Annotated in this window: 15 protein-coding genes; 4 read left to right on the top strand and 11 right to left on the bottom strand. The window is 35.1% G+C overall.

Annotated features, from left to right (window positions below; genetic code table 11):
- Window position 1: 1 nt before the first annotated feature.
- Window positions 2-1,288 carry a G-D-S-L family lipolytic protein gene (locus ACZZZI_RS03100; protein ID WP_344764809.1) on the top strand — a complete coding sequence of 429 codons (1,287 nt, stop codon included), beginning with the start codon at window positions 2-4 and terminating at the stop codon, window positions 1,286-1,288.
- Between the two features lie 51 nt (window positions 1,289-1,339).
- On the opposite strand, the gene miaA is transcribed toward ACZZZI_RS03100, so the two are convergent.
- The 4 genes from miaA to ACZZZI_RS03080 all read right to left on the bottom strand — a co-directional run bounded on the left by miaA (window position 1,340) and on the right by ACZZZI_RS03080 (window position 5,192).
- A complete protein-coding gene (gene miaA, locus ACZZZI_RS03095; protein ID WP_316759362.1) occupies window positions 1,340-2,263 on the bottom strand; it encodes a tRNA (adenosine(37)-N6)-dimethylallyltransferase MiaA in 924 nt (307 codons plus the stop codon).
- Between the two features lie 73 nt (window positions 2,264-2,336).
- A complete protein-coding gene (locus tag ACZZZI_RS03090; protein WP_316759360.1) occupies window positions 2,337-2,981 on the bottom strand; it encodes an IS1096 element passenger TnpR family protein in 645 nt (214 codons plus the stop codon).
- 99 nt (window positions 2,982-3,080) lie between these two features.
- Entirely contained in the window at window positions 3,081-4,535 is a 1,455-nt protein-coding gene (locus ACZZZI_RS03085; RefSeq protein ID WP_316759357.1) for a CCA tRNA nucleotidyltransferase, read from the bottom strand.
- Window positions 4,536-4,625: 90 nt separating this feature from the next.
- Window positions 4,626-5,192 carry an L-threonylcarbamoyladenylate synthase gene (locus ACZZZI_RS03080; RefSeq protein ID WP_463488540.1) on the bottom strand — a complete coding sequence of 189 codons (567 nt, stop codon included), beginning with the start codon at window positions 5,190-5,192 and terminating at the stop codon, window positions 4,626-4,628.
- A gap of 197 nt (window positions 5,193-5,389) precedes the next feature.
- On the opposite strand from ACZZZI_RS03080, the gene ACZZZI_RS03075 reads away from it, so the two are divergent.
- Window positions 5,390-5,950 carry a DUF4136 domain-containing protein gene (locus ACZZZI_RS03075; RefSeq protein ID WP_316759352.1) on the top strand — a complete coding sequence of 187 codons (561 nt, stop codon included), beginning with the start codon at window positions 5,390-5,392 and terminating at the stop codon, window positions 5,948-5,950.
- Between the two features lie 10 nt (window positions 5,951-5,960).
- Here the strand turns inward: ACZZZI_RS03075 and ACZZZI_RS03070 are convergent, their stop codons facing one another.
- Both ACZZZI_RS03070 and ACZZZI_RS03065 read right to left on the bottom strand, forming a co-directional pair.
- Complete coding sequence (locus tag ACZZZI_RS03070) at window positions 5,961-7,166, bottom strand: glycosyltransferase family 4 protein (RefSeq protein ID WP_316759350.1); 1,206 nt, start codon at window positions 7,164-7,166, stop codon at window positions 5,961-5,963.
- An 8-nt stretch (window positions 7,167-7,174) separates the two neighbouring features.
- Complete coding sequence (locus ACZZZI_RS03065) at window positions 7,175-7,993, bottom strand: 2,3,4,5-tetrahydropyridine-2,6-dicarboxylate N-succinyltransferase (protein ID WP_344764801.1); 819 nt, start codon at window positions 7,991-7,993, stop codon at window positions 7,175-7,177.
- 178 nt (window positions 7,994-8,171) lie between these two features.
- Between ACZZZI_RS03065 and ACZZZI_RS03060 the strand changes: the two genes are divergently transcribed.
- On the top strand, window positions 8,172-8,576 hold the full coding sequence (locus ACZZZI_RS03060) for an RNA-binding S4 domain-containing protein (RefSeq protein WP_316759345.1): 405 nt from the start codon (window positions 8,172-8,174) through the stop codon (window positions 8,574-8,576).
- On the opposite strand, the gene ACZZZI_RS03055 is transcribed toward ACZZZI_RS03060, so the two are convergent.
- The 3 genes from ACZZZI_RS03055 to ACZZZI_RS03045 all read right to left on the bottom strand — a co-directional run bounded on the left by ACZZZI_RS03055 (window position 8,573) and on the right by ACZZZI_RS03045 (window position 10,580).
- A complete protein-coding gene (locus ACZZZI_RS03055) occupies window positions 8,573-9,346 on the bottom strand; it encodes an EcsC family protein (RefSeq protein ID WP_316759343.1) in 774 nt (257 codons plus the stop codon). The genes ACZZZI_RS03060 and ACZZZI_RS03055 overlap by 4 nt on opposite strands.
- An 89-nt stretch (window positions 9,347-9,435) precedes the next feature.
- Window positions 9,436-9,918, bottom strand: coding sequence for a nucleoside deaminase (locus tag ACZZZI_RS03050; RefSeq protein ID WP_316759341.1), 483 nt, complete (start codon window positions 9,916-9,918; stop codon window positions 9,436-9,438).
- A 65-nt stretch (window positions 9,919-9,983) separates the two neighbouring features.
- Window positions 9,984-10,580 (bottom strand): OmpH/Skp family outer membrane protein, encoded by a 597-nt coding sequence (locus ACZZZI_RS03045; RefSeq protein WP_463488539.1) that lies wholly within the window; start codon window positions 10,578-10,580, stop codon window positions 9,984-9,986.
- 676 nt (window positions 10,581-11,256) lie between these two features.
- Here ACZZZI_RS03045 and gyrB point away from each other — a divergent pair.
- Window positions 11,257-13,215, top strand: a complete 1,959-nt coding sequence (gene gyrB, locus ACZZZI_RS03040) for a DNA topoisomerase (ATP-hydrolyzing) subunit B (protein ID WP_316759336.1) — start codon at window positions 11,257-11,259, stop codon at window positions 13,213-13,215.
- 235 nt (window positions 13,216-13,450) lie between these two features.
- On the opposite strand, the gene ACZZZI_RS03035 is transcribed toward gyrB, so the two are convergent.
- Both ACZZZI_RS03035 and ACZZZI_RS03030 read right to left on the bottom strand, forming a co-directional pair.
- The gene (locus tag ACZZZI_RS03035) at window positions 13,451-14,377 is read right to left on the bottom strand and encodes a bestrophin family protein (RefSeq protein ID WP_316759333.1); all 927 of its coding nucleotides are present in this window, start codon (window positions 14,375-14,377) and stop codon (window positions 13,451-13,453) included.
- Window positions 14,378-14,403: 26 nt separating this feature from the next.
- Complete coding sequence (locus ACZZZI_RS03030) at window positions 14,404-14,901, bottom strand: hypothetical protein (RefSeq protein WP_316759330.1); 498 nt, start codon at window positions 14,899-14,901, stop codon at window positions 14,404-14,406.
- Between the last annotated feature and the right edge of the window lie 83 nt (window positions 14,902-14,984).

The raw sequence follows: 14,984 nt of genomic DNA, 5'->3' as shown, positions 1-14,984 counted from the left end.
CATGAAAAGATATATATTAAATAGTTTAGCAATTGCTGCATTACTTTTTGCAGCTTCTTGCAAGCCTGAAATTGAAACTACCGCAGGTACTTCTACAGGGCAGGCTAATTTCACTAAATACATTGCAGTTGGTAATTCCTTAACTTCGGGCTTTGCTGATGGTGGTCTTTATTTGGAAGGTCAAAAAGTGGCTTATCCAAATTTAATCGCTGCAAAAATGACAACTGTTGGCGGCGGAAGTTTTACTTCTCCTTTTTTTACAGATGCGCAAGCAAATGGTTCAGGTTATTTATCATTAACAGCTTTAGTTAATGGAACACCTACATTAACGCCCGTAACCACTAATCTGGCAGTAAGAGATGCGGCAGGTCATTTAACAAAATATACTGGCGAGGTACAGAATTTAGGTATACCTGGTATGCGTGTTGATTTGGCTTTTGCTGCTCCGTTTGGTGCTGCAAATCCATATCTAGAGCGATTGTTAACAGATACACAAGTTGGAACAGTCAGTTACTTTCAGTTTATTCAAGGTAGAAACCATACATTTTTCTCACTTTGGTTGGGTAATAATGATGCGCTTGGTTATGCAACTAACGGCGGTGTAACTACTGATGCAACTAATGTTTTAACCGATAAATCTACTTTTGCTTTATTATACTCAAACTTAGTAAATTCTTTAACTGCAAATGGGCAGAAAGGCGTCGTGGCTACAATTCCTGATGTAACTTCTATCCCTTATTTTAATACAGTAACGGTTGCTGCTTTATTAAATGCCGCAAAGGCGATAAATCCAGCTGCTGCAGCTATTTATATTCAAACAGGTGCAGGTACAGTAAGAACAGCTACAGCTGAAGATTTAATCCGTTTACCATTTCAAACAGCAGGTTTGTTTGGTGTACCGAACGCTGGTGGCATTCCTTATGGTTTACACCCTTTAAATCCTATAGCAAACAATTGGGTGTTAGACAAAGATGAAGTTATAAAGGTTAAGGATTATGTACTTAGTTATAACAGTACAATTAAATCGTTAGCAGATAGTAAAGGTTTAGCTATAGCTGATACTTATAGTTACCTTAATCAAGTTAAAACAGGAATTGTAATTCAAGGAATTGGTATTAATTCATCATTTATTAGTGGTGGTGCTTTTTCTTTAGATGGCGTTCACTTAACACCTCGTGGAAATGCGGTAATTGCAAATGTATTTATCGATGCAATTAATGGGAAATATGGTTCTAACATTCCTGTAGTGGATGTTACACAATTCAGAGGCGTTAAATTTCCGAATTAAGATTTTATAAGTATTTTAAGGTCTGCCGATTGGCAGGCCTTTTTTTTTGTTTTATACGGTTTTTAGGTTTTTAGCAATCAGATTTAAAACTTGCTCGGTTTGATTGGGTTCAAACCAATTAATTTCTTCATCCCTTCTAAACCAGGTTAGTTGTCTTTTAGCAAAGCGACGTGTATTTTGTTTAATTGCTGAAATTGCATCATTTAAGGAAATTGTCTCATCGAAATAGTCAAATATTTCGCTGTAGCCAACTGTATTTAAAGCATTATTTTTTCTAAAGAAAATTAAAGATCTAACTTCTTCTACCAATCCATTTTCAACCATTTTATCAACTCTATTGTTGATTTGCCCGTACAACTTAGCCCTATCGGTATTTAAGCCAATTTTAATTATTTCAAAAGGTCTTTGTTTTTTTGTTGCAGATAACATTGACGATAGCTTTTGACCCGTTGATAGAAAAACTTCTAAACCTCTAATCATTCTTTGAGGATTATTCTGATCTACTTTTTCAAAGTACTCTGGATCGTATTCTTTAAGCTGGTTTTGGATAGCTGAAATTCCTTCTTCTTCAAACTGTAGGTTTAATTTTTCCCTGATTTGAAGATTAATTTCTGGCATTTCATCCAAACCATTTACAACCGCATTAATATACAAGCCCGATCCACCAACCATTATTGCCACATCATGCTGTTCAAAAATCTGTTCTATCGTTTTTAATGCTTCCAGCTCGAAATCTCCAGTGCTAAAAAGTTCATTAACAGAATGAGAGTTAATGAAATGGTGTTTTGCCGCTAAAAGCTCTTTTGCATTTGGTTTAGCAGTACCAATTTCCATTTCCCTATAAAACTGTCTGGAATCTGCTGAAATAATTTCTGTGTTGAAATACTTTGCCACTTCAATAGCAAGGGCAGTTTTTCCGATAGCGGTAGGGCCAACAATTACAATTAATGTTTTAGAATTTAGACTTTCAGGCATGTGGATAAGGTATAAAAAAACTGTCGGGTAGTGTATCCGACAGTTAAATATTTTTAAAAAGAAAAGCTACAGCCTAATAATCATCTTTGTTGCCATCCTCTTCGTAACCTTCGTTATCAGAGAATTCATCACCAAACTCATCTCCATCTTCTGATTCTTCTTCGTCTCTTTCTTGTTCATTAATCCCCATTTCACCCATCGCTTCGAGTTCATCCGTATCTTCAGGGATAAAGTTCAATTCATTCAAGAAATCGAATTCGTTTGCCGTTACAGCTGCTGCACTTGCATCAGCAGCAACGCTATTCTGCTCTATAATTTTAGGTGCTTCACCAGTACTTTTTGCTAAAAAAGGATATTCTATATGTGGATCAGCGTCTAAAATAATTTTAACAAGTTCAACGTGAAAATCGTAAGGACGATCAAAATTATAGATGTAGTAAAATTTCTGATGTGGATCTTCGATAAAACCACTTAATTTCGAGTTTTCCATTAAAACCACTCTATCTTTTTTACGTTCACTTGGTAAATAAGCTATCTCATCACCTTTTAACCAGTTATCGGTACTTACATAAAATGATGAAGATTTTTCTGCATTATAACCTGTAGATTTATGAATAGCCTTGTGCAGGTCTTCAAATGTCTGATTTGATTTAATGTCGATCTCTCTCACTACATCATCAAAATCTTCGAAAGTAATTTTAAATTTATAAATAGCCATTATTGTTATTTGGAGCTGTAAAAATAAAGTTAATTTGTTTTATCGCAAAACAGGAAACGGTACAAATTGTTGCCCTTTTCATCTATTTTGGTAATTAAATTATTTATTAACAGGATTTAATCCCATTTGTTTTGCCAGATTTAGCATAAAATTAAACGCTTCTGTGTAGTCGTTTGTTATCTCACCTTCTAAAATTGCTTCTCTAATTGCACTTTTAATCGTTCCAACTTCTTTACCGGCTTCCAGTGCAAAAGTTTCCATAATGTCGTTGCCAGAAATAGGAGGTTGCCAGTTTCTAATTTTATCGCGTTCTTCAACATCTTTGAGCTTTTGCTTTACCAACTCGAAATTGTTGCGATATTTTGTTTTTTTATACTCGTTTTTAGTGGTTACATCTGCATTGCAAAGCAACATTAAACTCTCAATTTCCTCACCTGCATCGAACAATAGTCTTCTTACAGCCGAATCTGTTACGGTATCTTGAGCAAGAACAATTGGGCGTAAATGCAGCTGAACAAGTTTTTGAACAAATTTCATTTTTTCGTTCAAAGGCAATTTTAACTGATTAAAGATTTTTGGAACCATCCTGGCACCTTTATCTTCATGACCATGGAAAGTCCAGCCATGCCCTTCTTCAAAGCGTTTTGTAGCAGGTTTTGCAATATCGTGTAATATGGCAGCCCATCTTAACCACAAATCATCCGTATCAGCACAAATATTATCTAAAACTTCGAGTGTGTGGTAAAAGTTATCTTTATGTCCCTTTCCTTTGACAATATCAACGCCGAAAAGGTTGGCCATTTGAGGGAAAATGATGTGAAGTAAACCTGTATCGAAAAGAAGTTTAAAACCAACAGAAGGTTTTTTAGACAAAATAATTTTATTCATTTCATCGGTAATTCTTTCTTTTGATACGATGCTGATGCGTTCTTTTTGCGTTTTTATTGCGTTTAAGGCATCTTCATCAATATTAAAATTTAATTGTGATGCAAAGCGTATTGCTCGCATCATTCGCAACGGATCGTCGGAAAAAGTAATTTCTGGATTGAGCGGTGTACGGATGAGTTTATTTTCTAAATCCTTAATGCCATCAAACGGATCGAGTAATTCGCCAAAATTTGCTGCATTTAGGTTTATTGCAAGGGCATTTATGGTAAAATCTCTACGAAGCTGGTCATCCTTTAGCGTTCCATCTTCTACAATTGGTTTGCGAGATTCTGAGCGATAAGACTCTTTTCTTGCCCCAACAAATTCGACCTCTAAATCCTGAAATTTAATATTTGCTGTTCCAAAGTTTTTAAAGATGGCAACCTTGGTATTTAGCTTTTTTCCAACTGCTTCCGCATACGCTATACCACTTCCTACAACAACAACATCAATATCTTTTGATGGACGCTTTAAGAATAAATCGCGTACAAAACCTCCGATAACGTAAGCTTCGGTTTTATCTTTATCGGCAATTGCAGACAGAGTTTTGAAAATTGGATTTTTTAAATGAGCCCTTAAATCCTCTGATGGGGATTTCTCATTTTCATCACTTAAATTAGAATTCATATATAAGGGCAATAAGCCACAAAATTAAGAAAAACATTCGGTGCACAAAGTCTTTTAAGCTTTTAAAAGCCCCTTTGAGGGTTTTGGTATTTACTTACGAATAAATTCAAACTGTCCGCCAGGTGAAAGTTTCATTATTGTTGAAGGTTTTTTAGAACTTTTGTTTTCCTGTTCAAAATCGACAATGTAATCAACTGCTTCCGTAATTTCGGAACTTACATCATCAAAATTCTTTGGCGAAGGTGCTCCACTTATATTTGCAGAGGTAGAAACAATTGGCTTTCTAAAGAGTTGAATTAATGGTGTACAGAAATCATGTTTTACAACTCTTATGCCCACACTGCCATCTTCGTTTATAACATTTGCTGCCAGATTTTTAGCTCCCGAAAAAATAATAGTTAATGGGTTCTCTGCATATTCTATTAAATCGTAAGCAACTTCAGCAACTTCATTAATATAGCTTTGGATTTTATTATCGACATCCAAAAGAACAATAAGGCTTTTTTCAGCTGGTCGGTTCTTAATTTTAAGCAATTTATCAACCGCTGCCTGATTTGTTGCATCGCAGCCTAAGCCCCATATTGTATCGGTAGGATAGAGAATAACGCCGCCTGATTTTAAAACTTCAAGTGCTTTATTAATTTCTTCTTTTAGCATGCTGCAAAGGTAATCTTTAAAATAATATGTTAAATATAGTAAAAGCTGATTATTTAACATTTACTATAAAACAAAGGCATTTATTTAACGTTTTTAGATAATCAATCTCATTGTCAAATTGGTTAATTTAAAAATCGTTTTTGTTTATTTTTTCGTATTTTTAAATAGGTTATTATCAGACAATAAACGCAAAGCAAATGAAAACACTTCAAAAATTATCAATGTTGATTACCGTTGTAATTGCATTGGCTGGGTGTACATCACTCAGAACCGCATCAGACTATGACAAAAATGTAGATTTGAACGCCTACAAAACCTACAATTTTTACGATAAAGGCATAGCTAGAGTTAAACTTAATAATCTTGATAAAAGAAGATTATTAGCTGCAGTAGAATCTGAAATGAATGCTAAAGGATTTACTAAATCAAACCGACCAGATTTATTAGTTAACTTGGTTGTTGTTGCCCGAGAGAAAACTGATTTCTACGGACCAGGCTACTACGGTGGATGGGGTTGGGGCGGCGGCTGGGGCTGGCGTGGTGGTTGGGGCGGCTGGGGCGGCTCAAACTATATAAATCAATATATCGAAGGAACAATTATTGTTGATTTCTTAGACCCAGCTAAAAAGATTTTATTTTGGCACGGACAAGGCTCAGGCTTTAATCTTGATAACTTTAGCAAAAGAGAACAACGTTTAAATACAGGTGTTAAGGAGATTTTGGCTCAATATCCGCCAAATGCGATAGCTGCAAAATAAGTAGAAATTCTTATCTTAAAATATTTATATAGCAATCCATTAATTGCTTAGTTACTACAGGGCTGTCGAATTTTTGTACAAATTCCAGCCCTTTTCTTTTCATCTCAGCTTGCAAAGGTGGTGATTCAAGAACCTGATTAATTGCCGATGATAAACTCGGAGAATCTACTGGAGAAATGTAGATGCTAGTTGGCCCGCCCGCTTCTTCCAAGCACGATCCTGTTGCAGCAATTGTTGGAATGCCTGAATATAAAGCCTCTATAATCGGAATGCCAAAGCCTTCGTAAAAAGAAGGATAAACAAAAACAGTTGCTAATTGATATATTCCTGGTAAATCTGCAAATGGAATATTTTTTTGGAATAGAATTCTGTTTTTTAATCCGAGTTTTTCTATTTCCTCTTCAACGCTTTTAAAGTATGGCGTTTGTTTTCCTATAACAACCAGTTTATAATCTTCGTTTACTGTTTTTAAAGCCTGAACAATAAGTTTAAGGTTTTTTCGCTCTTCTATTGTTCCAACGTTGAGAATGTATTTTTCAGGCAGCTTATAGTTTAAGCGAATTTTATCCAAAACTGATTGATCCAAAAAAGTTTTAAAACTATCATCACAAGTTTGATAAATAACTTCAATTTTATTTGGATTGATCTTGTAAAATTCTACAATATCAGCTTTGGTTTTTTCGCTTATAGCAATAATTTTATCTGCATGCTTACAAGCCGATTGGCTTTTCCATTTGTAAAGTTTCCGATCGATAAACTTATAATACTTTGGAAAGCGAAGGAAAATCAAATCATGTATGGTAACAATAGATTTAATTTCGGTTTTCTGAATAGAAAATGGGATTTCGTGGCTTAAACCATGAAATAATTGAATGCCATCGTGCTTTAAATCTTTTAGAATATTAAAACTCCGCCATAAGAAATTACTTTTCGACGGAAGTTTAAGTTGAATGTTTTCTTGCTCCAAAAAAGTATCGATCTGTTTTGAAGATTTTACTTTTGGAGAATAAACAAAATATTTATTTTCAGGAAATTGACGGGCAAGCTGCTCTATTAAGGAACGACTGTAATTACCAAGTCCAGTTAAATTATTTGCAGCTCTTTTTCCGTCGAAGCCAATTTTAAACTTAAAACTTAAAGCCGAAAGGCCAAAGCTTGACTGGTCAAGTTCTGTACTTTCGGCTTTTTTATTTTTTATTTTGCTATCAGCTTTCACTTTTCAGCTTAAACTGCTACATTATTTTCTCTCAACGCATCGTTAAGCGAAGTTTTCTTATCTGTACTTTCTTTACGTTTACCAATAATTAAAGCACATGGAACCTGATATTCGCCAGAAGGGAATTTTTTAGTATAACTACCTGGGATAACTACTGAACGTGCAGGAACAATTCCTTTATACTCAACAGGCGTTGGGCCAGTAACATCAATAATTTTTGTTGAAGCAGTTAAAACTACGTTAGCACCAAGAACAGCTTCTCTTTCTACTTTAACACCTTCAACAACAATAGCTCTTGAGCCCAAAAAAGCATCATCTTCAATAATAACTGGAGCAGCTTGAACAGGCTCTAAAACGCCACCAATGCCAACACCACCACTTAAGTGAACACGTTTGCCGATTTGTGCACATGAACCAACAGTCGCCCAGGTATCAACCATAGTACCTTCATCTACGTAAGCACCAATGTTTACATACGATGGCATCATAATTACTCCTTTAGCTAAATATGCGCCATAACGAGCACTTGCCATAGGCACAACACGTACACCAGTTGATTTATAATCGGTTTTTAAATCCATTTTATCGTGGTAAACGAAAGGGCCGCTTTTAATTTCTTTCATCTCACGAATAGGGAAATATAAAATTACAGCTTTCTTTACCCACTCATTAATGCCCCAAGAGTTTAAAACGGGTTCAGCAACACGAATTTCACCCTTATCAAGGCCCATAATAACGGCTTCGATGGCTTCGCAGTAATTGCTGTATTTTAAAAGGGTTCTATCTTCCCAAGCGGCTTCAATTAATTTCTTTAAATCTGAATACATGATGTTTTTAAATTTTACGCAAAATAACTTAAAATTTTTGGTTTTTTAGTTTTTTAGGTGTTTGGTTTTTTTGGTTAGGGTTGCTTAACTTTGGTTTTTAGAATTTTTATGTTTTGGATTTTTAAGTTACGGTTGTAAACCACCAAACTAAAAAAAACAAGCAATTAACAAACAAATAATGGCAGAAACAGAAAAACTTAGGATTGATAAATATTTGTGGGCGATTAGACTGTTTAAAACCAGAAGTTTGGCTACCGATGCTTGTAAGGCAGGTAGAGTGAAGTTGAAAGGACAAAATATTAAACCATCGGCTATTGTGAAAATTGGCGATGTTTATTCTGTATCAAAAGGGATTGAAAAAAAGATAATCGAAGTTGTAGAGTTTTCATACAATAGAACAGATTCGCCAATTGCATTAACTAAATATAAAGATTTAACTCCTGTAGAAGAAACCCACGCCTTTAAGTCGATGTTTCATTCACCAAATTTAAAGCGTGACAGAGGCACAGGTAGGCCGACTAAAAAAGATAGGAGAGAAACGGATGATTTAATCGGAGGACTTTTCGAAGGCGAAGACGATTAGTTTTTTGCTTTGATTTGATGAATTTCTACAGCTTGCACACTTGTAATCGCATATTGTAAACTGAAATGCCTCATTCTATAGCTCATCATGGCAGTTTTGCCAAGCTTTTCGATTAATTTATAATTAGCAACCGCCCCAACTGCTGCGCCAATAAATGGTAACATTTGCGCAAGCTTCGCTAAATCTATATAATCGCGATATTGTTGTTGAAAGGTAAGCCAATCGAATTCATCAATATTTGTTGGCAATTTATGTGCTTTATCATCCCAATCTAGCATTTTAAGGTAAACATTTTTGCTTTCCTCTTTACTCGAAAAAGCTAACTGAAAGATATGTAAAATGTATAAACGTTCACGGTAATCTTTAACATCGTAACCATAAGTTGCCGCAATATCGAAAAGCATTTTCATTTTAATACTCAACAGTAAAGGGAAATCGGCAAGGCTCATTAAAAAACCGCCTGCGCCAGTAATTCCACCTTCTGCGGCACCAGTTTTTTTATAATTTTCAATCTTTTGTTTTATTAAAGCTTCGCGATGCATTAATGTTAAATCTAAAACGGGCTTAGAAGTTGTAAATGCAGATCCAAAAAGTACGGCTTTAACCATTTGCTTAATGGCAGTTGTTATAGCACTATGAACTTTATCTGGGATAAGACTATTAATTTTCTTTTGAACTTTATTTGTAGTTTTATCTAAGAAGGATGGTTTTTGCAAAGTTTTAAACTTCCAAAACTCCAACTCACTAGTAATTTTTTGTTCGTAGGTCATACACTTATAAGACGCTAATCGTAAACTTTTGTTTCAAAAGAAGATTATGTATTAATTGACTGATTAAAAACTTTTCCGCTAATCACTTTTTAATATTCAATTCGCATAGGCGATGTTTCCCAAAGTTTAAAAGCTTGCATAGCTTCGTCACGCATCATTTGCACAACAGGCAATGTTCTTTCCTCCATTGGTTTATCCAATTCTTCATAAATAAATTTATCGCTAAAGCCGATATTCTCTGCATCTGTTTTTGTGTTGGCATAATAAATCGTCTCAATTTTGGCCCAATAAATGGCACCCAAACACATCGGACAGGGTTCGCAACTGGTGTAAACAACGCAACCGCTTAAATCGAAAGTGTTTAACGCTGTGCAAGCCAAACGTATCGCCGAAACTTCTGCATGTGCAGTTGGATCGTTTGTTGATGTTACTTTGTTAGCCGAGCCAGCAATTAGTTTTCCATCTTTAACAATAACAGCACCAAATGGCCCGCCAATACTTTCGCTAACATTTTTTACCGATAGCTCAATAGCCATACGCATAAATTCTTCGTGTTGTTTTTTATTCTCCATTGTAAAATTTAGAGCAAAAAAAATGCCCCGTTTTTGCGGAGCATTCTTAATTCTATAATTGTAAATTATTTTTTAGCGTAATCTGCGTTTAAGCCTTTAATAACTTCAGAAGTTACATCTAAGCTTTCATCAGCAAATAAGATAGCGCTATTACCTTTAGAATAAGTTAAAACCATTTTGTAACCTTTTTCTTTAGCGTATCCTTTTAAGTAACCAGCAACTTTATCGTAAAGTTTTTCGTTTTCTGCAGCCTGCTCATTTTGTAAAGCGCCACCAGCATTTTGCTGATAAGCTTGTAATTCTTGTTGTTTACGAGCTAAACGATCTTCTGTAGTTTTGCGAACATCAGCAGCTAAACTAGCTGCGTTTTGTTGGTATTGAGCAACTTCTCTTTGGAAAGCTTCACCTTTAGCTTTCATGTCATCTTGCGCTCTCTTGCCTTTACCTTCAAATTTAACTTTAAGGTCTTTGTAGTAATCGTATTTTGTTAATAACGAATCTGAATTTACAAATACAATTTTCTCATCTGCAGAAACAGCTGTAGCGCTATCTGTTTTTTTAGTTTCAGTTGTTTTAGCTTCTTTGTTTTGGCAAGCAGAAAAAGCTGTAATAAGCGCTGCTGTTGCAAATAAACCAAAGGTTTTAAAGGTTTTTCTTTCCATTATTGTTTAATAAATTTTAGCAAACTTATATAAATTAGTTTTTATATGCAATTTCAATGCAAGTTTGTGTGGTTAAGGTATTTTCATAAAATAAATTAGTTAAGCGTAAAATTTAAATTATTAGGAAAAATGGTTTAGCCATTTTATTAAAGTGTTTGATTGGTGGAAAATCATTATTTCGGTTCCGTTAGGAACATATGGTGGACACAAAAAATGGTTTATGCGTTTTGTTAGGAATTTTTTATCCATGAAAAATCATCATTTTCGTTCCTTTAGGGACGTTTGATGGGATAGAAAAAATGGTTTGTCCATTTTGTTAGAAGTGTTTGATTGATGAAAAATCATCATTTTCGTTCCGTTAGGAACGTTTGATGGGTAGAAAAACGCAATGTTTTTCGTTTCGTTAGGGACGTTTGGTGGGATAATTGCATTCATTTTAGTTGATTTTTTGCCCTCTAAACCCGATTGAAATGTAAAGCCGCCGAATTTTCTCGGCGCTTGTAATAAAAAGCGGGACTAACACATGATTGAAACACAGATTTTGCTTTTCAAAAGCTTATTTAAACCCCTTTTAAGGCATTATATTTCTGATGTTTCAACAAGCTAAAACTTATCCACATATTAGTTTATGTACCAAAAAATGCGTATTTTTGATGATTATAGTTTTAAATAAAATATGAGCGAAGAACAGGATTTAAAGTCAAATTATTCGGCAGATAATATACAGGTTTTAGAAGGTTTAGAAGCGGTGCGTAAGCGCCCTTCGATGTATATAGGTGATACAGGTGTAAAAGGCTTGCACCACTTGGTTTACGAGGTTGTAGATAACTCGATTGATGAAGCTTTGGCTGGCCATGCGGATACAATTGACGTTAGAATTTTAGCAGGAAACTCAATCAGAGTTGAAGATAACGGACGTGGTATTCCGACAGGAATTAATACGAAAGAAAATAAATCGGCGCTTGAAATTGTAATGACGGTTTTACACGCGGGTGGTAAATTTGATAAAGATACTTATAAGGTTTCTGGCGGTTTGCACGGTGTTGGGGTAAGTTGCGTTAATGCTTTATCTACCGATTTAAAAGCTGAAGTACACCGCGAAGGTAAAATCTGGATGCAGGAATATAAAATTGGTGTTCCGCAATATGATGTAAAAGAAGTTGGAACAACCGATAAAAGAGGTACAATTGTAACTTTTACGCCAGATGCTACAATTTTTACGCAAACAACCGAGTATAAGTATGATACTTTGGCTGCTCGTTTACGCGAACTGGCTTTCTTAAATAAAGGGATTAAATTAACATTAACTGATGAACGTGAAACTTTAGAAGACGGAACATTTTTGTCGGAAGTTTTCCAATCAGAAGGCGGTTTAAAAGAATTTGTTTCCTTTTTAGATGGAACAAGAGCATCTTTCTTGCCTGAGCCAATTTATATTGATGGTATAAAAAATGGTGTACCAGTAGAATTAGCTTTTCAATACAACGATAGTTATTCGGAAAACGTTCACTCTTACGTAAACAATATTAATACGCACGAGGGAGGAACCCACATTGCAGGTTTCCGTAGAGGTTTAACACGTACTTTAAAAAGTTATGCAGATAAATCGGGTTTGTTAAAAAACCTGAAAATGGAAATTACTGGTGATGACTTTAGAGAAGGCTTGACAGCAGTAGTTTCTGTTAAAGTTCAAGAACCGCAATTTGAAGGACAAACTAAAACTAAACTGGGTAACAGTGAGGTTATGGGTGCGGTAGATATTGCTGTAGGCGAAGCTTTGGGGGCTTACTTGGAAGAGAATCCGAAGGAAGCTAAAATGATTGTTAACAAGGTTATTTTAGCGGCTACGGCTCGTGCTGCGGCTCGTAAAGCCCGCGAAATGGTTCAGCGTAAGAGCGTAATGGGTGGTTCTGGTTTGCCAGGTAAACTTGCTGATTGCTCGGACAGTGATCCAGAAAAATGTGAGATTTACTTAGTAGAGGGTGACTCGGCGGGTGGTACTGCTAAACAAGGTCGCGATAGAAACGTTCAGGCTATTTTACCTTTAAAAGGTAAAATTTTGAACGTTGAGAAAGCGATGGAGCATAAGATTTACGAAAACGACGAGATTAAAAATATGTTCACAGCTATTGGTGTTAGCATTGGTACGCCAGAAGATGATAAGGCTTTGAACTTAACAAAACTTCGTTATCATAAAATCGTAATCATGACGGATGCTGATATCGATGGTTCTCACATTACCACTTTGATATTAACTTTCTTCTATCGTTATATGAGAGCATTAATTGAGGCTGGTTATGTTTATATTGCCTCGCCACCACTTTATCAGGTGAAAAAAGGTAAAGATTTTGAATATTGCTGGAATGACGTACAACGCGATGCTGCTGTACAACGTATTAAAGGTAATGGTAAGGAAGAGAGTGTGCACATACAACGTTATAAAGGTTTGGGCGAAATGAACGCTGAACAGCTTTGGGATACAACTTTGAACCCTGCTACTCGTACTTTATTACAAGCTACAATTGAAAGTGCTGCAGAATGCGATCATACTTTCTCTATGTTAATGGGCGACGAAGTTGCTCCACGTAGAGAATTTATTGAGCGTAATGCTAAGTATGCGAAAATTGATGCTTAATTGAGCTAAGGTTAAAAGACTCAAGTAGAGAGCGAAACATATTAAAAACCGCTTCAAGTTTTAACTTGAAGAGGTTTTTTTATTTAATAACAAAAAAGCCACCTGAATAAATCAGGTGGCTATAGCTCACTCGTTTTTATAAAAATTTTGCCATTTCCGCTCTCTATCCAAAGCGCAGAAGTTGGCTAACTAACCATCCCACAAAGCAGGATTAAACTAAGAATTAAAGAGTCTCTTATAAAATGTAATACGAGCCTATTGGAGCTAATTCTGTTTGAGGCTTATCCTCATATATTTTATTATCATCAAGCATTTGGTATAAATCACGCTCAATGGTTCTGCAAATTGTAGTGGTTGGTGTATCTGTCGGTTTATTCTCAAATGGATCTTGCAGATGAACAGCCATTTTTTCGACTAATAAGAAAAATGCTGCAATTGCTACCACCAACGGCACTTCCATATATCCAAAGTATTCGATTAAGCCAAAAGGCAATAACACAATAAATAAGTGAATAGACATGCTTATATATTTACTATAAGTTACTGGAAAAACGGTGTTTTTAATTCGCTCAGAGCCACCCATACTATTGCATAAAGCGTTTAAGGATTTATCGATTTCAATTTGCTGATACTTATTTATCCAACCTTCTCGTAAAGCTTTTTTCAAATCCATTGCATGCAATTCCAATAGTGAGGTTGTTACATTTTTGCGTTTTTTAATAAAAGCTACTTCTTCAGCAGAAAGATATTCTTCTAAACCTTTACGGGGATTAAAACCTCTTAACGATTGGCTAAGTGCATAACACCAGGCAATTTGTCGTTTAATAAATCGTTCTTTAAACTCTTCTATTTCCTCTTGCCCGTAAGGATTTTCTACAAATGATATTATTTGGCGAGAAATGGATCTGGAATCGTTAACGATTGCACCCCAAAGTATTCTGGCTTCCCACCATCTATCGTACGCCTGATTAGAGCGAAATGCTAGTAAAAGTGAAATTATTGTGCCTAGTAATGCTGGTACTGCAACAGGAATGGAGATGCGTGTAACATGGAAATTTTGATATAGAACTACAATACCAACCGAATAGGCGATAACAAAAAGTAGTTCTTTTTTTACTTTTCCAAATATGTATGTGAGCGGAATATTATTTCGTAACAGCATGATATAAAATCTTATGTGTGAATAAATTAAACTTTAAGCTCTTGTAATTGAGCCTCGTGAATTTTGGTATCGATTAAATTTTCTGTGGTATGAACAGTTAGCGTATTTAACTGAATGGTTTCGCAGCCCGAACGTTCGGTTAAATATTTAGGATCGATACTGTACTTATTTATAGGTGTAAATTTGTAATCTTTTAAGTAAGCAACACTATTAACATCAAAAGCCTCGATAAAATTTTTAAATGCGGCAACCGTACTTCCGTAGAAATATTCTATACCTATGGTTTTAATTTTACTAGGATATTTGTTTTTATAATTATTTAATGCCTGATAAAATTCATCACTTATATTTTCGTAATCGCGGCTGCGGCGACTAAGCATTAACATGTCAGTTATAGAATCTGAAAGTTTAAATGCGTGTACAAAAATGATATTTAAATTTTCTTCGCCTTGATTTTGAACAAGTGCATCGATAATTTTAGTGCTTTCTAAATTGAAATCGGTTGGTACTAATACTGTTTTCATGGCCTTATGTTTAAATAAACGATTAAATTATTTATACAAGTTTAAGGCGATATTATTACAGCGAAATAAGAACGAGATTAAAA

The organism is Pedobacter sp. AC190 (assembly GCF_979258025.1).
Note: the sequence above shows the minus strand (reverse complement) of the source record. Positions and strands in the feature narration are given on the sequence as shown.

What these genes read in the sequence shown, in the direction of transcription:
- ACZZZI_RS03100 (WP_344764809.1), top strand. Translation starts at nt 2, where the DNA reads ATGAAAAGATATATATTAAATAGTTTAGCAATTGCTGCATTACTTTTT.
- miaA (WP_316759362.1), bottom strand. Translation starts at nt 2,263, where the DNA reads ATGCCTGAAAGTCTAAATTCTAAAACATTAATTGTAATTGTTGGCCCT.
- ACZZZI_RS03090 (WP_316759360.1), bottom strand. Translation starts at nt 2,981, where the DNA reads ATGGCTATTTATAAATTTAAAATTACTTTCGAAGATTTTGATGATGTA.
- ACZZZI_RS03085 (WP_316759357.1), bottom strand. Translation starts at nt 4,535, where the DNA reads ATGAATTCTAATTTAAGTGATGAAAATGAGAAATCCCCATCAGAGGAT.
- ACZZZI_RS03080 (WP_463488540.1), bottom strand. Translation starts at nt 5,192, where the DNA reads ATGCTAAAAGAAGAAATTAATAAAGCACTTGAAGTTTTAAAATCAGGC.
- ACZZZI_RS03075 (WP_316759352.1), top strand. Translation starts at nt 5,390, where the DNA reads ATGAAAACACTTCAAAAATTATCAATGTTGATTACCGTTGTAATTGCA.
- ACZZZI_RS03065 (WP_344764801.1), bottom strand. Translation starts at nt 7,993, where the DNA reads ATGTATTCAGATTTAAAGAAATTAATTGAAGCCGCTTGGGAAGATAGA.
- ACZZZI_RS03060 (WP_316759345.1), top strand. Translation starts at nt 8,172, where the DNA reads ATGGCAGAAACAGAAAAACTTAGGATTGATAAATATTTGTGGGCGATT.
- ACZZZI_RS03055 (WP_316759343.1), bottom strand. Translation starts at nt 9,346, where the DNA reads ATGACCTACGAACAAAAAATTACTAGTGAGTTGGAGTTTTGGAAGTTT.
- ACZZZI_RS03050 (WP_316759341.1), bottom strand. Translation starts at nt 9,918, where the DNA reads ATGGAGAATAAAAAACAACACGAAGAATTTATGCGTATGGCTATTGAG.
- ACZZZI_RS03045 (WP_463488539.1), bottom strand. Translation starts at nt 10,580, where the DNA reads ATGGAAAGAAAAACCTTTAAAACCTTTGGTTTATTTGCAACAGCAGCG.
- gyrB (WP_316759336.1), top strand. Translation starts at nt 11,257, where the DNA reads ATGAGCGAAGAACAGGATTTAAAGTCAAATTATTCGGCAGATAATATA.
- ACZZZI_RS03035 (WP_316759333.1), bottom strand. Translation starts at nt 14,377, where the DNA reads ATGCTGTTACGAAATAATATTCCGCTCACATACATATTTGGAAAAGTA.
- ACZZZI_RS03030 (WP_316759330.1), bottom strand. Translation starts at nt 14,901, where the DNA reads ATGAAAACAGTATTAGTACCAACCGATTTCAATTTAGAAAGCACTAAA.